This is a genomic window from Martinezella calliandrae, from assembly GCF_030272695.1.
GTDB lineage: Bacteria > Pseudomonadota > Alphaproteobacteria > Rhizobiales > Rhizobiaceae > Rhizobium > Rhizobium calliandrae.
In genome coordinates this window covers 31,790-47,722 of the sequence record NZ_JARFYN010000008.1, presented here as the reverse complement: position 1 = coordinate 47,722, position 15,933 = coordinate 31,790, and the positions used below count along the sequence as shown (strand labels likewise).

The 15,933-nt window shown below is 58.8% G+C and carries 13 protein-coding genes; 6 read left to right on the top strand and 7 right to left on the bottom strand.

The window, feature by feature from the left end; all coding sequences use genetic code 11:
- Positions 1-125 precede the first annotated feature (125 nt).
- Complete coding sequence (locus PY650_RS08115) at positions 126-800, top strand: HAD family hydrolase (RefSeq protein WP_285878581.1); 675 nt, start codon at positions 126-128, stop codon at positions 798-800.
- 52 nt (positions 801-852) lie between these two features.
- Here PY650_RS08115 and PY650_RS08110 read toward each other — a convergent pair whose 3' ends face one another.
- The gene (locus PY650_RS08110) at positions 853-2,751 is read right to left on the bottom strand and encodes a L,D-transpeptidase family protein (RefSeq protein WP_285878579.1); all 1,899 of its coding nucleotides are present in this window, start codon (positions 2,749-2,751) and stop codon (positions 853-855) included.
- Positions 2,752-3,170: 419 nt separating this feature from the next.
- On the opposite strand from PY650_RS08110, the gene fumC reads away from it, so the two are divergent.
- Positions 3,171-4,562 (top strand): class II fumarate hydratase, encoded by a 1,392-nt coding sequence (gene fumC / locus PY650_RS08105; RefSeq protein ID WP_285878577.1) that lies wholly within the window; start codon positions 3,171-3,173, stop codon positions 4,560-4,562.
- A 98-nt stretch (positions 4,563-4,660) separates the two neighbouring features.
- On the opposite strand, the gene PY650_RS08100 is transcribed toward fumC, so the two are convergent.
- Positions 4,661-4,870, bottom strand: a complete 210-nt coding sequence (locus tag PY650_RS08100; protein ID WP_285878575.1) for a hypothetical protein — start codon at positions 4,868-4,870, stop codon at positions 4,661-4,663.
- 257 nt (positions 4,871-5,127) lie between these two features.
- On the opposite strand from PY650_RS08100, the gene PY650_RS08095 reads away from it, so the two are divergent.
- Complete coding sequence (locus PY650_RS08095) at positions 5,128-6,735, top strand: fumarate hydratase (RefSeq protein WP_285878574.1); 1,608 nt, start codon at positions 5,128-5,130, stop codon at positions 6,733-6,735.
- Positions 6,736-6,931: 196 nt separating this feature from the next.
- The gene (locus PY650_RS08090) at positions 6,932-7,999 is read left to right on the top strand and encodes a GGDEF domain-containing protein (RefSeq protein WP_285878573.1); all 1,068 of its coding nucleotides are present in this window, start codon (positions 6,932-6,934) and stop codon (positions 7,997-7,999) included.
- Positions 8,000-8,059: 60 nt separating this feature from the next.
- Here PY650_RS08090 and PY650_RS08085 read toward each other — a convergent pair whose 3' ends face one another.
- Both PY650_RS08085 and PY650_RS08080 read right to left on the bottom strand, forming a co-directional pair.
- A complete protein-coding gene (locus PY650_RS08085) occupies positions 8,060-8,668 on the bottom strand; it encodes a pyridoxamine 5'-phosphate oxidase family protein (RefSeq protein ID WP_285878571.1) in 609 nt (202 codons plus the stop codon).
- A 58-nt stretch (positions 8,669-8,726) separates the two neighbouring features.
- Positions 8,727-9,701 (bottom strand): alpha/beta hydrolase, encoded by a 975-nt coding sequence (locus tag PY650_RS08080; protein ID WP_285878570.1) that lies wholly within the window; start codon positions 9,699-9,701, stop codon positions 8,727-8,729.
- 45 nt (positions 9,702-9,746) lie between these two features.
- Between PY650_RS08080 and PY650_RS08075 the strand changes: the two genes are divergently transcribed.
- On the top strand, positions 9,747-10,232 hold the full coding sequence (locus PY650_RS08075) for a MarR family winged helix-turn-helix transcriptional regulator (protein WP_285878569.1): 486 nt from the start codon (positions 9,747-9,749) through the stop codon (positions 10,230-10,232).
- Here the strand turns inward: PY650_RS08075 and PY650_RS08070 are convergent.
- The gene (locus PY650_RS08070) at positions 10,226-11,425 is read right to left on the bottom strand and encodes a low temperature requirement protein A (RefSeq protein WP_285878568.1); all 1,200 of its coding nucleotides are present in this window, start codon (positions 11,423-11,425) and stop codon (positions 10,226-10,228) included. The two genes, PY650_RS08075 and PY650_RS08070, sit on opposite strands and share 7 nt — an antisense overlap.
- 24 nt (positions 11,426-11,449) lie before the next feature.
- The gene (locus tag PY650_RS08065) at positions 11,450-11,824 is read right to left on the bottom strand and encodes a gamma-butyrobetaine hydroxylase family protein (RefSeq protein WP_285878567.1); all 375 of its coding nucleotides are present in this window, start codon (positions 11,822-11,824) and stop codon (positions 11,450-11,452) included.
- Between the two features lie 135 nt (positions 11,825-11,959).
- On the opposite strand from PY650_RS08065, the gene moaA reads away from it, so the two are divergent.
- Positions 11,960-13,009 (top strand): GTP 3',8-cyclase MoaA, encoded by a 1,050-nt coding sequence (moaA, locus tag PY650_RS08060; protein WP_285878566.1) that lies wholly within the window; start codon positions 11,960-11,962, stop codon positions 13,007-13,009.
- A 79-nt stretch (positions 13,010-13,088) separates the two neighbouring features.
- On the opposite strand, the gene PY650_RS08055 is transcribed toward moaA, so the two are convergent.
- Positions 13,089-15,638: a methyl-accepting chemotaxis protein gene (locus PY650_RS08055; protein ID WP_285878565.1), complete on the bottom strand. Its 2,550-nt coding sequence runs from the start codon at positions 15,636-15,638 to the stop codon at positions 13,089-13,091.
- Positions 15,639-15,933: the final 295 nt, after the last annotated feature.

Here is a 15,933-nt window from a genome sequence, read left to right as displayed (position 1 = left end):
ACGGCACCGCTTAGAAATCAGCGGCCATATTCGGACAAGCTTGCGGAGCCTTCGGTTGCAATTGCCAGCCTGATCTTCTAACTCGGAAGACCTGCTTGTTCTTCTTACCCAAAGGCCGATTCCTCGTGAAATCTCCCCTTGTCGTATTCGATCTCGACGGCACGCTGCTCGATACCCACGCGGATCTCGTCGAAAGCCTCAACCATACGATTGCCGCATTGAAACTGGCGCCGGTCAACTACAGCGACCTGACCTATCTTGTCGGCAATGGCGCCCAGGTCATGATCGAACGCGCCTGCAAGCTGCAAGGCTATATCCTGAAGTCGGAGGAACTGCCGACATTGTTGCAGCGATTCATCGAGCACTATATCGAGACGATGCCTGGCCTGACGCAGCCCTATCCGGGTCTGCTTGCGGCATTGGACGCCTTGAAGGCACAAGGCTACAAGTTCGCTGTCTGCACGAACAAGATGGAGCAGCTCGCGTGCACCCTTCTGGAGCGGCTGGGGCTCACCCACTATTTCGAGGCGATCACCGGGGGCGATACTTTCACCGTTCGCAAGCCGAATGCGGAGCACCTGATCGGCACCGTGGAACGAGCCGGCGGTGACCTTCGCCGCACCGTGATGATCGGCGACAGTATCAACGACATTCTGGTTGCCCGCAATGCCGGCGTCCCTTCCATCGCTGTCCCCTTCGGCTATTCGGATGTGAGTGTCGATACCCTCGGCCCGAACCGGGTCATCACCCACTATGACGAGCTAACACCGGCGCTCGTCCGCGACCTTTTGGCTGCATAGACAAAGAGGCGGCCGAATGGCCGCCTCCTGGTATACTTAGTCTCATCCCCAATCAGATCTGAGCCGACCGCGCCTTGGTCGTCGCGTCGAGCGCCGTCTGCGTTGCCGCATCGCGATCGTAGACATCGTTGAAATACTGCACGACGCCGTCCTTATTCGGCCAGGCGGTGAAGTAAGCGATGTAGATCGGGATTTTCTGCGGTACGGGCACGGCCTTGTTCTGGCCGGTGGCGATCTGCTTTGCGATATCGTCGACCGTCGTGTTCATGACGGCAGCTGCCATGGCGCGCGGGTCGGCAAGGCGGACGCAGCCGTGGCTGAGCGCACGCATATCCTTCTTGAAGAAGCTCTTTTGCGGCGTGTCATGCATGTAGATCGCGTGCGAGTTCGGGAAGAGGATCTTCAGTTCGCCCAGTGCATTGTCGCTGCTCGGCGGCTGGCGGACGGAGACATTTTTGGTAGAGCCGTACCAGTCGACGCTGGAAGACGCGACCGCATGGCCGCCGACCTCGACCTGATAGCCCATGCGGTCGAGATAGTTCGGATCGCCACGAAGCTTCGGCAGCATCTCGTTGATGATGATCGACTGCGGAACACCCCAGAATGGGTTGAATTCAACAGTCTGGATCTGGTTCTCGAAGAAGAAGGTCTGATGCTGCTTGCCGCCGACGACGACACGCATCGACAGCTGTTCCTGGTTGTTGTTGTGATAGTAGACCATGAAGGCCGGCTGGTTGATGAAAACATAGCGCGGGCCAAGCTCGTTCGGCAGCCAGCGCAACTGCTCCATGGCGATGACCAGCTTCTGGATCTTCACGTCGCTATTTTCGCCGACCATCGCGCGAACGGAAGACTGGCCGATAACGCCGTCTGATGTCAGGCCCTTTTCCTTCTGAAAGTCTTCGACCAGCGAGACGAGCTCCGGCGTATAGTCAGGTGTGCCAGCATAGGCCGCCAGCGTGACGGCGTTCTTGACCTTCAGCGCGTCCGAACCGCGTTGCTGGATGGCCTTGACGATGTTGGCCATCTCCGGCGAGCTGCCGCCCGGTTTCAGGGTACCGTTCAACGCGATGGAGATATGGGCGCCATCGCTGCTTTCGCCACGAAGCTTGGCAAGCTCGGCCTTCAGTTCCATGAACTCCTGGTTCGAAGGACTGCGGCCGTTGAGATAGGCGCTAACATCCGAGCTTGCCTGCAGCAGGCCGAGAATGGGCGCCAGATCGACGTCCTTGCGCTTGAAATCGTGATAACCGGAGATCTTGTTCGGGTCGAGACGACCGCGAACCGTATCCTGGACGAACATCAGCACCTTGCCGGAAAGTGCAAGCTCGAATTGCATCAAGGCACGGCCACGCATGGTCGGATCGACACTTGCGGGATCGAAGCTTGGGGCTTGAACGGCATAATCGGCCGGATCGAGGCCGACGGAGCCGGCATCGGCCAGAACAGCCATGGCTGCTTTCGCTTTGTCGTTGATGACATTGTCGGCAACCCAGAGCAGCGGCTTGCTTTGGTCGGCATAATAGGCCTCGAGCGCCTTGGCGATGTCATTCGTCGCCATCACGCGAGCGTCGGTCAGGAAGCGACGCTGCGAAGCGCTGGTATCGACGGCGACCGGCGTCGTCGACGCGTCCGCAACGGCCCCGGTCACCACCGGATCGGCAAAGCGGTCGGATGCCACGAGGCGCATAGGCTCGGGCTTGTAGGTGTAATATTTCGGCGCGCTGACCGTGGGGAGCGGCTCTTTTGTCTGCACCGGCGCGACGGAGCGAAGGCCCGGTTGACCGCGATTGGCGTTGAGCGGAGCAGAGACCTGCGTGCTCTCCTGGCGCCCTTGGCCCCCGCGAATGAAGTCCATGAGGGTCATGGCATTTGCGCAGGTCGTGCCGGCGGCGGAGATGCAGCAGGAAAGCGCCAGAACGGATGCTGCGGCTTTAGTGACAAGTTTCATTCTCTAATCAGTCCCCGTGTCATGCGGTAGCCTCGAGGCAGACGGCGCTGTTTTCAGTTCAACTCGGCCACGATGTTCGAAACACCGTTTAACCATTAGAATTAAAACGGCCAGACCCGCCTTTCGTTCAATGTCTCAACTTTGTGTGACGAAGCCGAAGCGTCCTTCGCGGTTTAGTCCGAACAAAATTATGAAATTATTAGTTAATTTTTTATTGAAGTTTCGCGCTGTTTTTGAGTGGCAATAAAGACACTCTGAAGAATATCTATCGAGCGTGTTAAAAAGAACACGGCCTTCGCGCTGCGCCCGGATAACATGATGACGATAGTCATGAAATCCTTTGTGCCGCTGTTTTCTTGATCGTCGTTCGGACCTATATGACGGCTATCCTTTTCAACGGAAAAGCAGGATCAGACAGAATGACCGCCACCCGCACTGAAACCGACACTTTTGGCCCGATCGAAGTAGCAAGCGACCGCTATTGGGGCGCACAGGCGCAGCGCTCGCTTGGCAACTTCAAGATCGGCTGGGAAAAGCAGCCGCTATCGATCGTACGCGCCCTCGGCATCGTCAAGCAGGCGGCCGCGCGTGCCAACATGGAGCTTAGTCAGTTGGACCCCGCTCTCGGAAAAGTGATCGTCGAGGCCGCCCAGGAGGTCATCGACGGCAAGCTCAATGATCATTTCCCGCTGGTCGTCTGGCAGACGGGCTCCGGCACGCAGTCGAATATGAATGCCAATGAGGTGATCTCGAACCGCGCGATCGAAATGTTGGGCGGCGTCATGGGCTCCAAGAGGCCGGTGCATCCGAACGACCACGTCAATATGAGCCAATCGTCGAACGACACTTATCCGACGGCAATGCACATCGCCTGCGCCGAGCAGATCGTTCATCATCTGCTACCGAGCCTCAAACATCTCCATGCGGCGCTGGAAAAGAAGGTTGCCGACTTCGCCCATATCATCAAGATCGGCCGCACCCATACGCAGGATGCAACACCGTTGACCCTCGGCCAGGAATTTTCCGGCTACGCCGCGCAGGTCGCCTCGGCTATCAAGCGCATCGAACTGACGCTGCCGGGCCTTTTTGAACTTGCCCAAGGCGGCACCGCCGTCGGAACCGGCCTCAATGCGCCTGTTGGCTTTGCGCAAAAGGTTGCAAGCGAGATCGCCGGGATCACCGGCCTGCCCTTCGTCACCGCGCCGAACAAGTTCGAGGCGCTGGCCGCCCATGACTCGATGGTCTTCAGTCATGGCGCCATCAATGCCGCCGCCGCCGCTCTCTTCAAGATTGCCAATGACATCCGCCTGCTAGGTTCGGGTCCCCGCTCCGGCCTCGGCGAGCTAGCGCTGCCGGAAAACGAACCGGGTTCGTCGATCATGCCGGGGAAGGTCAATCCGACGCAATGCGAAGCCATGACGCAGGTTTGCATCCACATCTTCGGCAACAATGCCGCGCTGACATTTGCCGACAGCCAGGGTCATTTCGAACTCAACGTCTATAATCCGATGATGGCCTATAACTTCCTGCAATCGGTCCAATTGCTCGGCGACGCCGCCGTCTCTTTCACCGACAATTGCGTCGTCGGCATCAAGGCACGCGAGGACAATATCAAGGCTGGTCTGGAGCGCTCGCTGATGCTGGTGACGGCGCTGGCGCCGAAGATTGGTTATGACAATGCCGCCAAGATCGCCAAGACGGCGCATAAGAACGGTACGACGTTGAAAGAAGAGGCCTTGGCGAGTGGTCTGGTTTCGGCGCAAGACTATGACGCCATCGTTCGGCCAGAGACGATGATTGGGCCGAAGTGAATTCTGCCGGGTGAAAAAGCGCTTCCGATATTTGCCGGAAGCGCTCCGTCTGCGATGAATGGAATGCGGCAGATCGTAGCGTTCCGACAAATCGACCTTCAGTGCACGGGTGTGCCGTTGCTTTTATGCTGCGGCATCATATCGGCGGCGGTCAGGACGTCGGCCGGATTGATCGACGCCATGATTTCCTTATGAAAGGCATGTTGCAGATAGCCACTGTGACTAAGTGCCAGCATGCTCACTCCGACGAGCGCGGCGGCAACCGCTAGCGGAGAAATGTGGTGGTGATGATTGTGGGAGAAATCCATGATCTCAACCTGTCTCAGGGCTTTTTGGGGCACCTCGCCCGACCTGCTGACTTCATATGTGCGCCTTGCTTGTCGTTCTCTCAAGACAACGATCTGAGCACCGATTGTCTACGAGACATTGACAATCACATCCCTTGAAATTCAGTTGTGACATCCAGCCAATTGCATTTGGACCTTGCCGGATTTAGACCCATCGCAAACGTCTCTTCCGCCACATCATGGCATTGACCACAAAATGGCATTGAAAGGTCCCCCGCATGGCAGACGATCTCTTTCCCCTCGGCGACGACGCCACCCCTTACCGCAAGATTTCCGGCGACTACGTCTCCGTCGATACCTTCAAGGGCCAGGACATCCTTACCGTCGATCCCGAGGGCATCCGACTGCTTGCCGAAACAGCCTTCGCCGATATCAATCACCTGCTGCGCCCCGGTCATCTGCAGCAGCTTGCTTTGATCCTCGAGGACCCCGAGGCGACCGATAACGACCGCTTCGTCGCTTACGACCTCTTGAAAAATGCCAATATCGCCGCAGGCGGCGTGCTGCCCATGTGCCAGGACACCGGCACTGCAATCATCATGGGCAAGAAAGGCCGTCGCGTCTGGACCGAAGGCGGCGATAGCGCGGCTCTGGCAAAGGGTGTGCTCGACGCCTACGAAAAGAAGAACCTGCGCTACTCGCAGCTCGCGCCCATCAAGATGTTCGAGGAAAAGAACACCAAAAACAACCTTCCCGCCCAGATCGATATTTATGAGGAAGGTACCGACGCCTACGAATTCCTCTTCGTCGCCAAAGGCGGCGGCTCGGCCAACAAGACCTTTCTCTATCAGGGCACGCCGTCGCTGCTCACCCACGACCGCATGCTGGATTTCCTTAAGGAGAAGATCCTGACGCTGGGCACGGCGGCCTGTCCTCCCTACCATCTGGCGATCGTCATCGGCGGCACTTCGGCCGAGATGAACCTCAAGACCGTCAAGCTCGCCTCGACGCGTTATCTCGATAGTCTTCCGACTGAGGGCTCCGAAAGCGGGCATGCCTTCCGGGATATCGAAATGGAAAAGGAAATTCACAAGCTCACTCAGAGCCTCGGTGTTGGCGCGCAATTCGGAGGCAAATATTTCTGTCACGATGTCCGCGTTATCCGCCTGCCCCGCCACGGCGCTTCGCTGCCGATCGGCCTTGGCGTCTCCTGTTCCGCTGATCGCCAGGCCAAGGGCAAGATCACCCGTGATGGCATCTTCATCGAACAGCTGGAAACCAATCCGTCGAAATACATGCCAGAAATCGACGAAGCTAAGCTTTCCGAATCGGTGGTCCGCATCGACCTCAATCGGCCGATGGCCGACATCTTGGCGGAACTGTCCCGGCACCCGGTCAAGACCCGGCTGTCACTGACTGGCACCATCATCGTCGCCCGCGACCTGGCGCACGCAAAAATCCGCGAGCGTCTGGAAAGAGGTCAGGGCATGCCGGACTACCTGAAAAACCACCCCGTCTACTATGCCGGCCCGGCCAAAACCCCGGCAGGCTATGCCTCGGGTTCATTCGGACCGACGACGGCCGGACGAATGGACAGCTATGTCGACCAGTTCCAGTCCTTTGGAGGCTCGATGGTCATGCTCGCCAAGGGCAATCGCTCTCGCGCCGTGCGCGAGGCCTGCAAGGCCCATGGCGGCTTCTATCTAGGTTCGATCGGCGGCCCGGCCGCGCGCCTTGCTCAGGACTGCATCAAAAAAGTCGAGGTGCTGGAATATCCCGAACTCGGCATGGAAGCGGTCTGGAAAATCGACGTCGAAGACTTCCCTGCCTTCATCGTCATCGATGACAAGGGCAATGATTTCTTCCAGGAGCTCAATCTCGGCTGAACCTCGTCACCGAAACAAACAAAAGGAAGGCGCGGTTCCTAGCGCCTTCTTCGCAAGTGTTTCTATATTATAATGAAGTTATTTCTCGGGCCGAATTTATATATAAAATTTTGCGTTCATTGCCTTAATCTTTTTCAAAGGATCTTAGGCTAACTAAAAATAGTGCTTTTACTAGATCATTTTACGGAGTTCGCCGATGAGTACGGTAGTTGCGCCCAAGGCGCAAGTTCCCGACGTGGCAGGACAGATTACCTATGCCATGCGATCCATGGGGGTCGCGCCGATCCCGCGCAATTATGAACTTTTCTATGAAGCCTATATTGGTTCCAACCCTGCCCTGACCCGCGAGCTCGCCACACTCGGCAGCAACGCTACGCAAGAAGAACTGGACGCACTTGGCGCTCAGTATTTCGACCACCATGCCAGCCGCGTTTTCGATGACGCCCACGCCCGCCTGACCACTGAACTCGACGGCGTGCTGCGCACGCTGCGACAAGAACAAACCTCGCTGGAAAGCTACAACCGGCTGCTCGGCGAAACCTGCGAACGCATCACGTCCAAGAACAACAACAGCGTCGACCTGCCGCGCAGCGCCATCGACATCCTGGCGGAAGCGACCGGCGACACCATGGCGCATGGAGAAAAAACCGTCGAGAACGTCGCCCAGCGCAGCCAGGAAATGGACCAGGTGCGCAAGGAACTGGACGAATACAAGCGCATCGCCAACACCGATTCTCTGACGCGGCTTTCCAATCGCCGTGCCTTCGATGACCGTCTGGCCGCCATTTTCGACAACCCTATGGCCCGGCCCGTGACGGCGCTGGTGCTGACCGATATCGATCATTTCAAGAAGATCAACGACACATACGGCCATCCGGTCGGCGACAAGATCCTCGCCACCGTCGCCTCCCTCATCCGCGCCAATGTCCGCCGCGAGGCATTTGTCGCCCGCACCGGCGGTGAGGAATTCGCGCTGATCCTGGAAGGCAATACGTCGGAAGAGGTCTTGGCGATCTGCGAGCGGATCCGCCGCACGCTAGAAGCAACGCCGTTCAAGAACTCCCGCACCAAGGTGAATTACGGGCCGATCACCATCTCGCTCGGCATCTGCATGGCCTCGGAAGCCGCAGACCCAGGCGAACTCTACAGCAAATCCGATATTGCGCTCTATTGCGCCAAGAATGCGGGCCGCAACTGCAGCTATGTTTATCAGGACGGCATGCAGAAAGATTTCACCAAGAGCTGGCTCATCTACAAGACCTGAAATCGCAGCCGATACCAATGCGCCGGCGCTGCCTTCCTTGGGCGCGCCGGCGGATTTTTGTTACCACATGCTCTTGGCGGCTCGCGCCGGCCATTCGCGATCATAGGTCTCGTGATCGAAATCGTCCCTCACCGCCTTCGACAGCATACCGGGCGTCGGCAGGCTTACCGGATCGACAAATGTCTCAGGCTTCCAGAGTTCAGCACGCATCACCGCCCGGCCACATTGAAAATAGACCTCGTCGATGGAGATCACCACGACGGCGCGCGGATGCTTGCCCTCCATTTCGAAGCTCGCCAGCAGGCTCTCCTCGATGGAAACAACCGCCCGGCCATTGAGGCGCATGGTGGTGTTCGAACCCGGGATCAAGAACATCAGTGCGATTCGCGGATCGCGGACGATATTGGCGAGCGAATCGACGCGATTATTGCCGCGCCAATCGGGAAGCAGCAGCGTCTTGTCGTCTTTTACGCGCACGACGCCACCGATATCGCCGCGTGGCGAACAATCCAGGCCTTCCGGTCCGACCGAGGCCAGCGCCACGAAAGGCGATGCCTCGATCATCTGGCGATAGAGCGGCGTCAGCGCAGTCGTCACCTTGGCAATCGCTGCCTCGCTGGCGCTGCCGTAAAGTTCATTCAATTCTTCAACGGAAGTGATGATCCGCATGTTCCCTCGCGTCTTTTTGCTCCATATGTCGGCGGGCTGGACGCAAGGCATGATGCGGCTATGACACGCGTCGCACCGACGTCCGAGGAAACGATATCACCGATACGCCGTCAGTTTCGAGCGCATTTTCGCGCCTTGCGGACGCCGGCGCCTCCTCCAGGAATTCGCCGATCGCCGTAAGCACCGGGGCGGCACTAACGATGCGGCGATGGCCGAAGCCGTTCGCCCAGAAAAGGCGAACATGATCGCCAGCTGCGGCGTAGGCGCGGGCATGGTCGGCGCTGACTTCCTTGTCATCCTCGGCGTGAATGACCAGCACCGGCCTGCCGAGGCCACGAACACCACGCGCCGCATCGTACTCCTTAAGTTTCCTACAGGTGACACGGCCAACCTCCGCCTCAAGTGCCGCCTGCGTCGCGGGATCAAGTTCCATCAGCCTGCCGAAATCGGTAAACAGCCAGGCCATCGCGCACGGCGCGCCGATCAGCACGAGGCGACCCGGCAGGACCGGTTCGATACCGGGCAGAAAGCCGGCCGCGGCAATTGCGATGGACGCGCCGCCGAAAGAATGGCCGATGGTGGCATCGAACGGGCCGAAGCGCTCCGCCGCCGCGGCAATCGCCGAGACGGCGAGACGCACATTGAGAAAGCGCCCGGGCGAGCGGCCATGACCCGGCAGGTCCAGCGAGATCACCTCGGCGCCCGTACCCGCGAGAAAGACCGTGAGTTCCGACATATATTCACTACTGGAGCCCCAGCCATGGACGACAAGAAAGCGCTCGCGCCGGCCCTTGGCGCCGCCGTTGAAGCGATAGGCCATTGCCTGTCCGCCTTGAAAGGCGAGCATGATGGTCTCGGCGGAACTCAGACGCGCCCTGCCCTGCGCAAATGTGACCTCTGCCTTGGCGCCCCGAGGCCGACGCGACGGTGTCAGACAGAAAAGCCTGAAGGCGGCCTTGCCGGCAAGTCGCGGCAAAATCCTGCCAAGGCTGGACAAGCCCAGCCGGGTGACCTTAAGCGCAAAGGATGGCATAGTGAGAATCCATTAATGTTCAATCATGAACAATAAAGTACAACGATGAACAAAAATCAATCCCTGCCTTGGGACCATCCGCGGTTTCGCAGCTGGATCGCCGTTGCCCGCGCCTGCCAATTGATGCAACAGTCGCTCGGCCGGGCGCTCGTCCATCTCGACATCAAGCCGCCGCATCTCGACATTCTCGTCAACCTCTTCCGTTTCGAAGGCATTTCGCAGCAGGAGTTGGCTCGCAAGCTGCTGGTCGGTCGCTCCAACATGAGCATGCTGCTGCCGCAAATGGAAAAACGCGGCCTCATAGAACGCCGCGGCGACAAACACGATAAGCGCGTATTGCGGCTTTATCTGACGGGGGAAGGCCGGCGCGTGACGCAAGAGGCGATGGCCATCCAGACACATCTCATCGACCGTATGCTCTCGGACGCGCCGCTCGAGGAATGTGACATCATGACGGCGCATATGGAACGCATCGTCAGCCTGTTGCTGCGCGAAGAGCGTGAGCCTCTGGAAATGGCCGACGATCAGTGACTGCCCGGCGGCCGGGCCAACGGCACGGCGCGGGTCAGTGAGGCGAACTCCCAGATCGCCACGACGACAAGCACGGCGGTCGAAAGGATACCGAGCTGGTAGACATCGATCTGCGAGAGCGCAAGAAGCAACAGCCCGAGGCCCGCAAGTCCGACGAGATGCGACAGCGGCGGCCGGCCCCTCGTCGCCCCCTTGAACCAGAGATTGCCGACGACAAACATTGCTGGCCCGCCAAGGATCGCTGCGCCGGCATGCATGTCGGCTTGATCGTGCGGATGGGAGAACAGGAACCCATTGCCGACGACGCTCAGGATGATACCGGCAAGGATCGGGATATGCGCATAGGTGAAAGCCTGCCGCGCCAGACTTCCCGGTGTCTCGTCCTGTTCGATGCGATGGGCGGTGCGCTCATGGCCGAACTGGAAATAGATCCACCACATGGCGACGGTGCCGACGAAGACGGTAATGAATACCGTGACGATCAACGGTGAGAGCGGCTGTTCGGCAAATATCTTGCCTGCCTGCAGGATCGCTTCACCCAGGCAGATGATGATGAAGAGCGCGCAGCGCTCGGCAAGATGCGCACCTGAAACATCTAAATTCGCCGCGGTCGACTTGCCAAGCCCGGGAACGGGAAAGCCGAAGGCGGGCGCGACATAGTCGATCGAAAGCGCGGCCAGCCATAGCACCACGCGTGTCTCGCCTTCCATCACCGCGCCTCCAATCCAGAAGAGGCCAGACAATATCAGCCAGCAGGTGATGCGAATGAAATTGCGATAATTGGCGGGGCTGACATCCTTCAGAGCATAGATCGTGAATAACGAGCGCCCGACCTGCATGAACACATAGGCGCCGGCAAAGAAAATGGCTTTCTCAGCAAACGCGTCCGGAATGGATGCGGAGACAACAAGTCCGGCGAACATCAGGACGAAGAGCATGATCCGAACCGGCATACGGTCCGGATCGAGCCAGCTCGTTACCCAGGCGGTGAAAATCCACACCCACCAGACGGCAAAAATCAGCATGCCCGCTTCGAGTGCGCCAAGAGGCGTGAAATGATCGCCGAGCGCATGCGAAAGCTGCGAAATCGAGAAGACGAAAACGAGGTCTAAAAACAATTCGACAAAAGAGACCCTGCTTTGGCTTTTGCTGCCCCTGGCGCGCAGCCAGCGTCCCGGATCCCCGCCTGCCATGCCCACCCCCCAATGCTGATAACGCTAATGCGGTTTGCCAGCCACGTCGCGGCTCAATCCCTTTTCTTTGAGCTCGGCCTCATAGGCCGCGAAAAGTTCCGGACCCTTCTCGCCGAGTTCCCGCAGGTAAGCCCAGGTGAAAATGCCAGTATCGTGCATGTCGTCAAAGCCGATGCGCACCGCATAATTGCCGGTCGGCGTCATCGACATGATCCCGACATTGCGTTTACCCGGTACGGTGATCTTCTGCCCCGGTCCGTGGCCCTGCACCTCCGCTGATGGCGAAAGCACGCGCAACATTTCCGCCGACAGATCGAATTTCGCGCCGTCGCTGAAGCTCACCACCAGATGATGGCGGTCCTTCGATACTCTCAACTCCGTTGGCCAGACGTCAGTCATCAATGTCCCCAAGCGTTCCAATTTCTATCCGGAGAAGTAGGCCGCGACCCTTTTACGCGCAAGTGCCTTTGAAAATGCATTTCCCTTGACGCAACAATCGCCTATGCACAGATTAACATGACAACGGAGGTTTTTGTGAACAGCATCGTCGGCACGATTGGCAACGGATCGCCGCTGGTGGCGGATGCATCACCAATGATCGACCCTTTCGGGCGGGCGGTCACCTATTTGCGCGTCTCCGTGACCGATCGCTGCGATTTCCGCTGCACCTATTGCATGGCGGAACACATGACCTTCCTGCCGAAGAAGGATCTGTTGACGCTCGAAGAACTTGACCGGATCTGTTGCGCCTTCATTGCCAAAGGCGTCCGCAAGATCAGGCTGACCGGCGGTGAGCCACTGGTGCGCAAGAACATCATGTTTCTGGTTCGCCAGCTCGGCAAGCGCGTTCAAGCGGGCGACCTCGACGAGCTCACGCTGACCACCAATGGCTCACAGATGTCCCGTTATGCCGACGAACTCTATGATAGCGGCGTGCGCCGCATCAACGTTTCGCTCGACACGCTCGATCCCGATAAATTCCATGCCATCACCCGCTGGGGCGATTTCTCCAAGGTGATGGAGGGTATTGATGCTGCGCAGAAGGCCGGCCTGAAGATCAAGCTCAACGCCGTGGCGCTCAAGGATTTCAACGAGGCGGAGATACCAGAACTGTTGCGCTTCGCCCATGGCCGCGGCATGGATTTGACCGTCATCGAGACGATGCCGATGGGCGAGGTCGAGGAAGATCGCACCGATCGCTATCTGCCGCTCTCGAAATTGCGCGCCGATCTCGAGCGGCAATTCACGCTGAACGACATCCCCTACAAGACCGGCGGCCCGGCCCGTTATGTCGAAGTCACCGAGACGGGCGGTCGCCTCGGCTTCATCACGCCGCTCACCCATAACTTCTGCGAGAGCTGCAACCGTGTGCGCCTGACCTGTACCGGCACGCTTTTTATGTGCCTCGGCCAGAACGACGCTGCCGACCTGCGTACGGCGCTGCGGGCCAGTGAAGACGATACGCTTGTCTATGCTGCCATCGACGAAGCTATCACCCGCAAGCCGAAGGGTCACGATTTCATCATCGACCGCACCCATAACAGGCCGGCGGTTGCTCGGCACATGAGCGTCACGGGCGGCTGATTTTCGCAATATCAAAAAAAGACGCCAGGCAGCAAGCCCGGCGCTTCAATTATTTATTGCTATTACCTAATGTAATTCCTTAGGCGGCGCGATACCGGGCCGCATCGTTGTCGTAACTGTCGTATGCCTCGTCGCCGTCGCCGGTGCGAAAACGATCGATCTTGTCGGAGAGCGTGTCGACGCGTTGGCGCAGACCATGGATCTCGGCGTTGTTTTCTTCGACCATCGCCGCATTCCTTTGCGTGATCAACTCGACTTCGCCGACAGCGCGCGTAACTTCCTCGATGCCGGTCGACTGCTCGGCCGTAGCGGCGGAAATGTCGGCAACGAGTTTCTGGACGCCGGTCACGTGCCCGATAATTTCGCTCAGGGCTGCGCCCGTCTGCTCGACCAGGTAGACGCCGTTCTGCACCTGCGCGGAGCTTGCCGAAATCAGGCCTTTGATCTCCTTGGCCGCATTGGCGCAGCGTTGTGCCAGTTCGCGCACCTCTTGGGCAACGACGGCAAAACCACGACCGGCCTCCCCGGCGCGGGCCGCTTCAACGCCGGCATTCAACGCGAGCAAGTTGGTCTGGAAGGCGATCTCGTCGATGACGCCGATGATCGTGGCGATCTTTTCAGACGAGCGGTTGATCTCGCTCATGGCGCCGACGGCCTTGGCGACGACTTCGCCGGATTGGGTCGCATAGGCCTGGGTCTCGTTGACGGAAACGGCCGTCTGCTTCGCGCGATCGGCGGTGGAGCGCACGACATCGCTCAACCGATGCAGCGCGCGTGAGCTTTCCTCAAGGGCGGCCGCCTGCTGTTCGGTGCGGCGCGCAAGATCATCGGCGGACGTGGCGAGATTGCCCGTGCCACCCTTGATTTCCTCGGCCGTATGGCGGACATCCGTCAGGGTCTCGCGCAAGGCTTCGACAGCGTGATTATAGGTGAATGCCATTTCGATGAAATCGGCAGAGAGGTCTTCGCGCATGCCCTCTTCCAGATTGCCGTCAGCGAGCTTGGTGAGAACGTCAGCCAGCGCATTCAGCGCCTGCTTCTGCTCGGCTTCGATACGGGCGCGATCGGCGGCACGGCGCGCCGCCTCCTCTGCCGACAAGGCGCGAGCACTCTCTGCCTCCCGCTCCAGCCGAACGTTCTCCAAAGCAGCATCCCGGAAGACGGTGACAGAGCGTACCATGTCGCCGATCTCGTCACCGCGATTGCGGCCGTCGATCGCCACTTCGAGATCCCCGCTTGCGAGCCTCGTCATGATCTCGGTAACCCGCTTCAGCGGCCCACGCAGCGTTTCCACCAGCATCAGGCCACCAACGATGGCAAGCAGCGTACCGAGGATCATGGCAATGACGGAGACATTGGCGGAGCGCTCACTGTCTTCCTTGCCGATCTCCTGTGCCTGCGCAACGAAGCTGCGCAGCGCCGTCATTGCATCCGCAAGCAGACTATTGGAGCCGACACGCGTCTTTTTCCAATCGGCAGTAGCCTGCAGCAGATCCGCCGACCCCTTGGTCAAGCTGTCGATCAGAGGCTGAGTATGGGCGCTAAAGTCGCGCATCGTGGCATTGGTCTGACCGAGTGCCGAAATCTTTGCGCCGACGCCCTGCAGGTCCTTCAAATCCGCGATGACGGCATCGCGCGAGGCGGCGTCACGGACATTTTCCATGCGGGACGCGTGCAGCGTCAGGCGATCGGTGATGCCGAGCGCTTCGTCGACGTGATCCAATAGTTCCTTCTGGCCGTCGATGACCTTGTCGAGGCTGACGAAGCGGTCGGCAGCAGTGTCGCCGTTCTTGGCCGATTGCAGGGTCATGTCCCCTTCGATTTTCACGAAGCTCTGCAGGATCGGCCCGATGGCCTCGACCTTCTGGTCGGACGTGCCGCTGCCCTTGAGGACGGCATCGAGCTTATTGGCCGCCTCGGCCGCGCTATTGACCAACCCGGCGCCGCGCTTGGAGACCAGGGCTTTCGACGTCGCGACCTGCTTCAGAATGGCATCGGTATAGGTCCGCGCATCGGAGATCTCTTCATCGGGAGAGGCCGCCATCTGCACCTGGATGCGCAGATTGCTCATCTTCTCCGACAGGCCCTTATAGGCGGCGGCATCATAGAGCAATTCCTTGGCGAAGGTCTCCTTGTCGCTGAAGTCCTTGCGGATGATATCGATCTGCTTGCCGGCCGCCTTCCCGCTGGCTTCAATGGCCAGCACCGCCTTCTGGATTGCATCGACATCGCTGTCCTGCTTCTGCTTGATATTCCAGAGGGTGGTCGTCTGAGCGTGCATCTTGTCGGAAAGGTCGCTGACCGCGGCGATCTTGGCACGCTGATCGGCGCTCAAAAGGCCGCTCAGACGCTGAACACCGGCAGCCTGTGCATCAATCTTGCCGACTAGCGCGTCGCGCGTCTCTTCGGATGGCGACGTGGTGAACTCCTGCAGGGCTGCCTGCAAATTCTCAAAATCGCTGATGTTTTCGATCGTCGCCCGCGTTACCGTCATATGGCCGTTGAGGATATTGGCCGTGTGATAGCCGACCAAGCCGACACCGGCGATCAACACCACCAGCGGCACGACGAAGATGAGAACCTTTGTCACTATCCGGCGACTTTGCAAAAGACGATCAATGAAGAACATGCCACGCCCCAAATAAACTGGTATCCGGCGAAGGCGGGACAATCATTCCTGCTGCGCTGCGGTACATGCGTCTGCCTCATGCAAAACTTGGCGAAAGCCTCGGGAAATAAGATTGAATAAGGATTAATCGCAGACCCAAAAGGTTGTACCACCTGCGTAAAAATCAACAATTGCCCCAATTTTGCGATTTTCACCCAAGAATTTGCGCGCGCATCTCACACATTCGTGGCAACGCAAAATCGAATTTGACCGCCGCCACACAGCAAGTGATTCCAATTTGCCGAAAAGCGCAGTA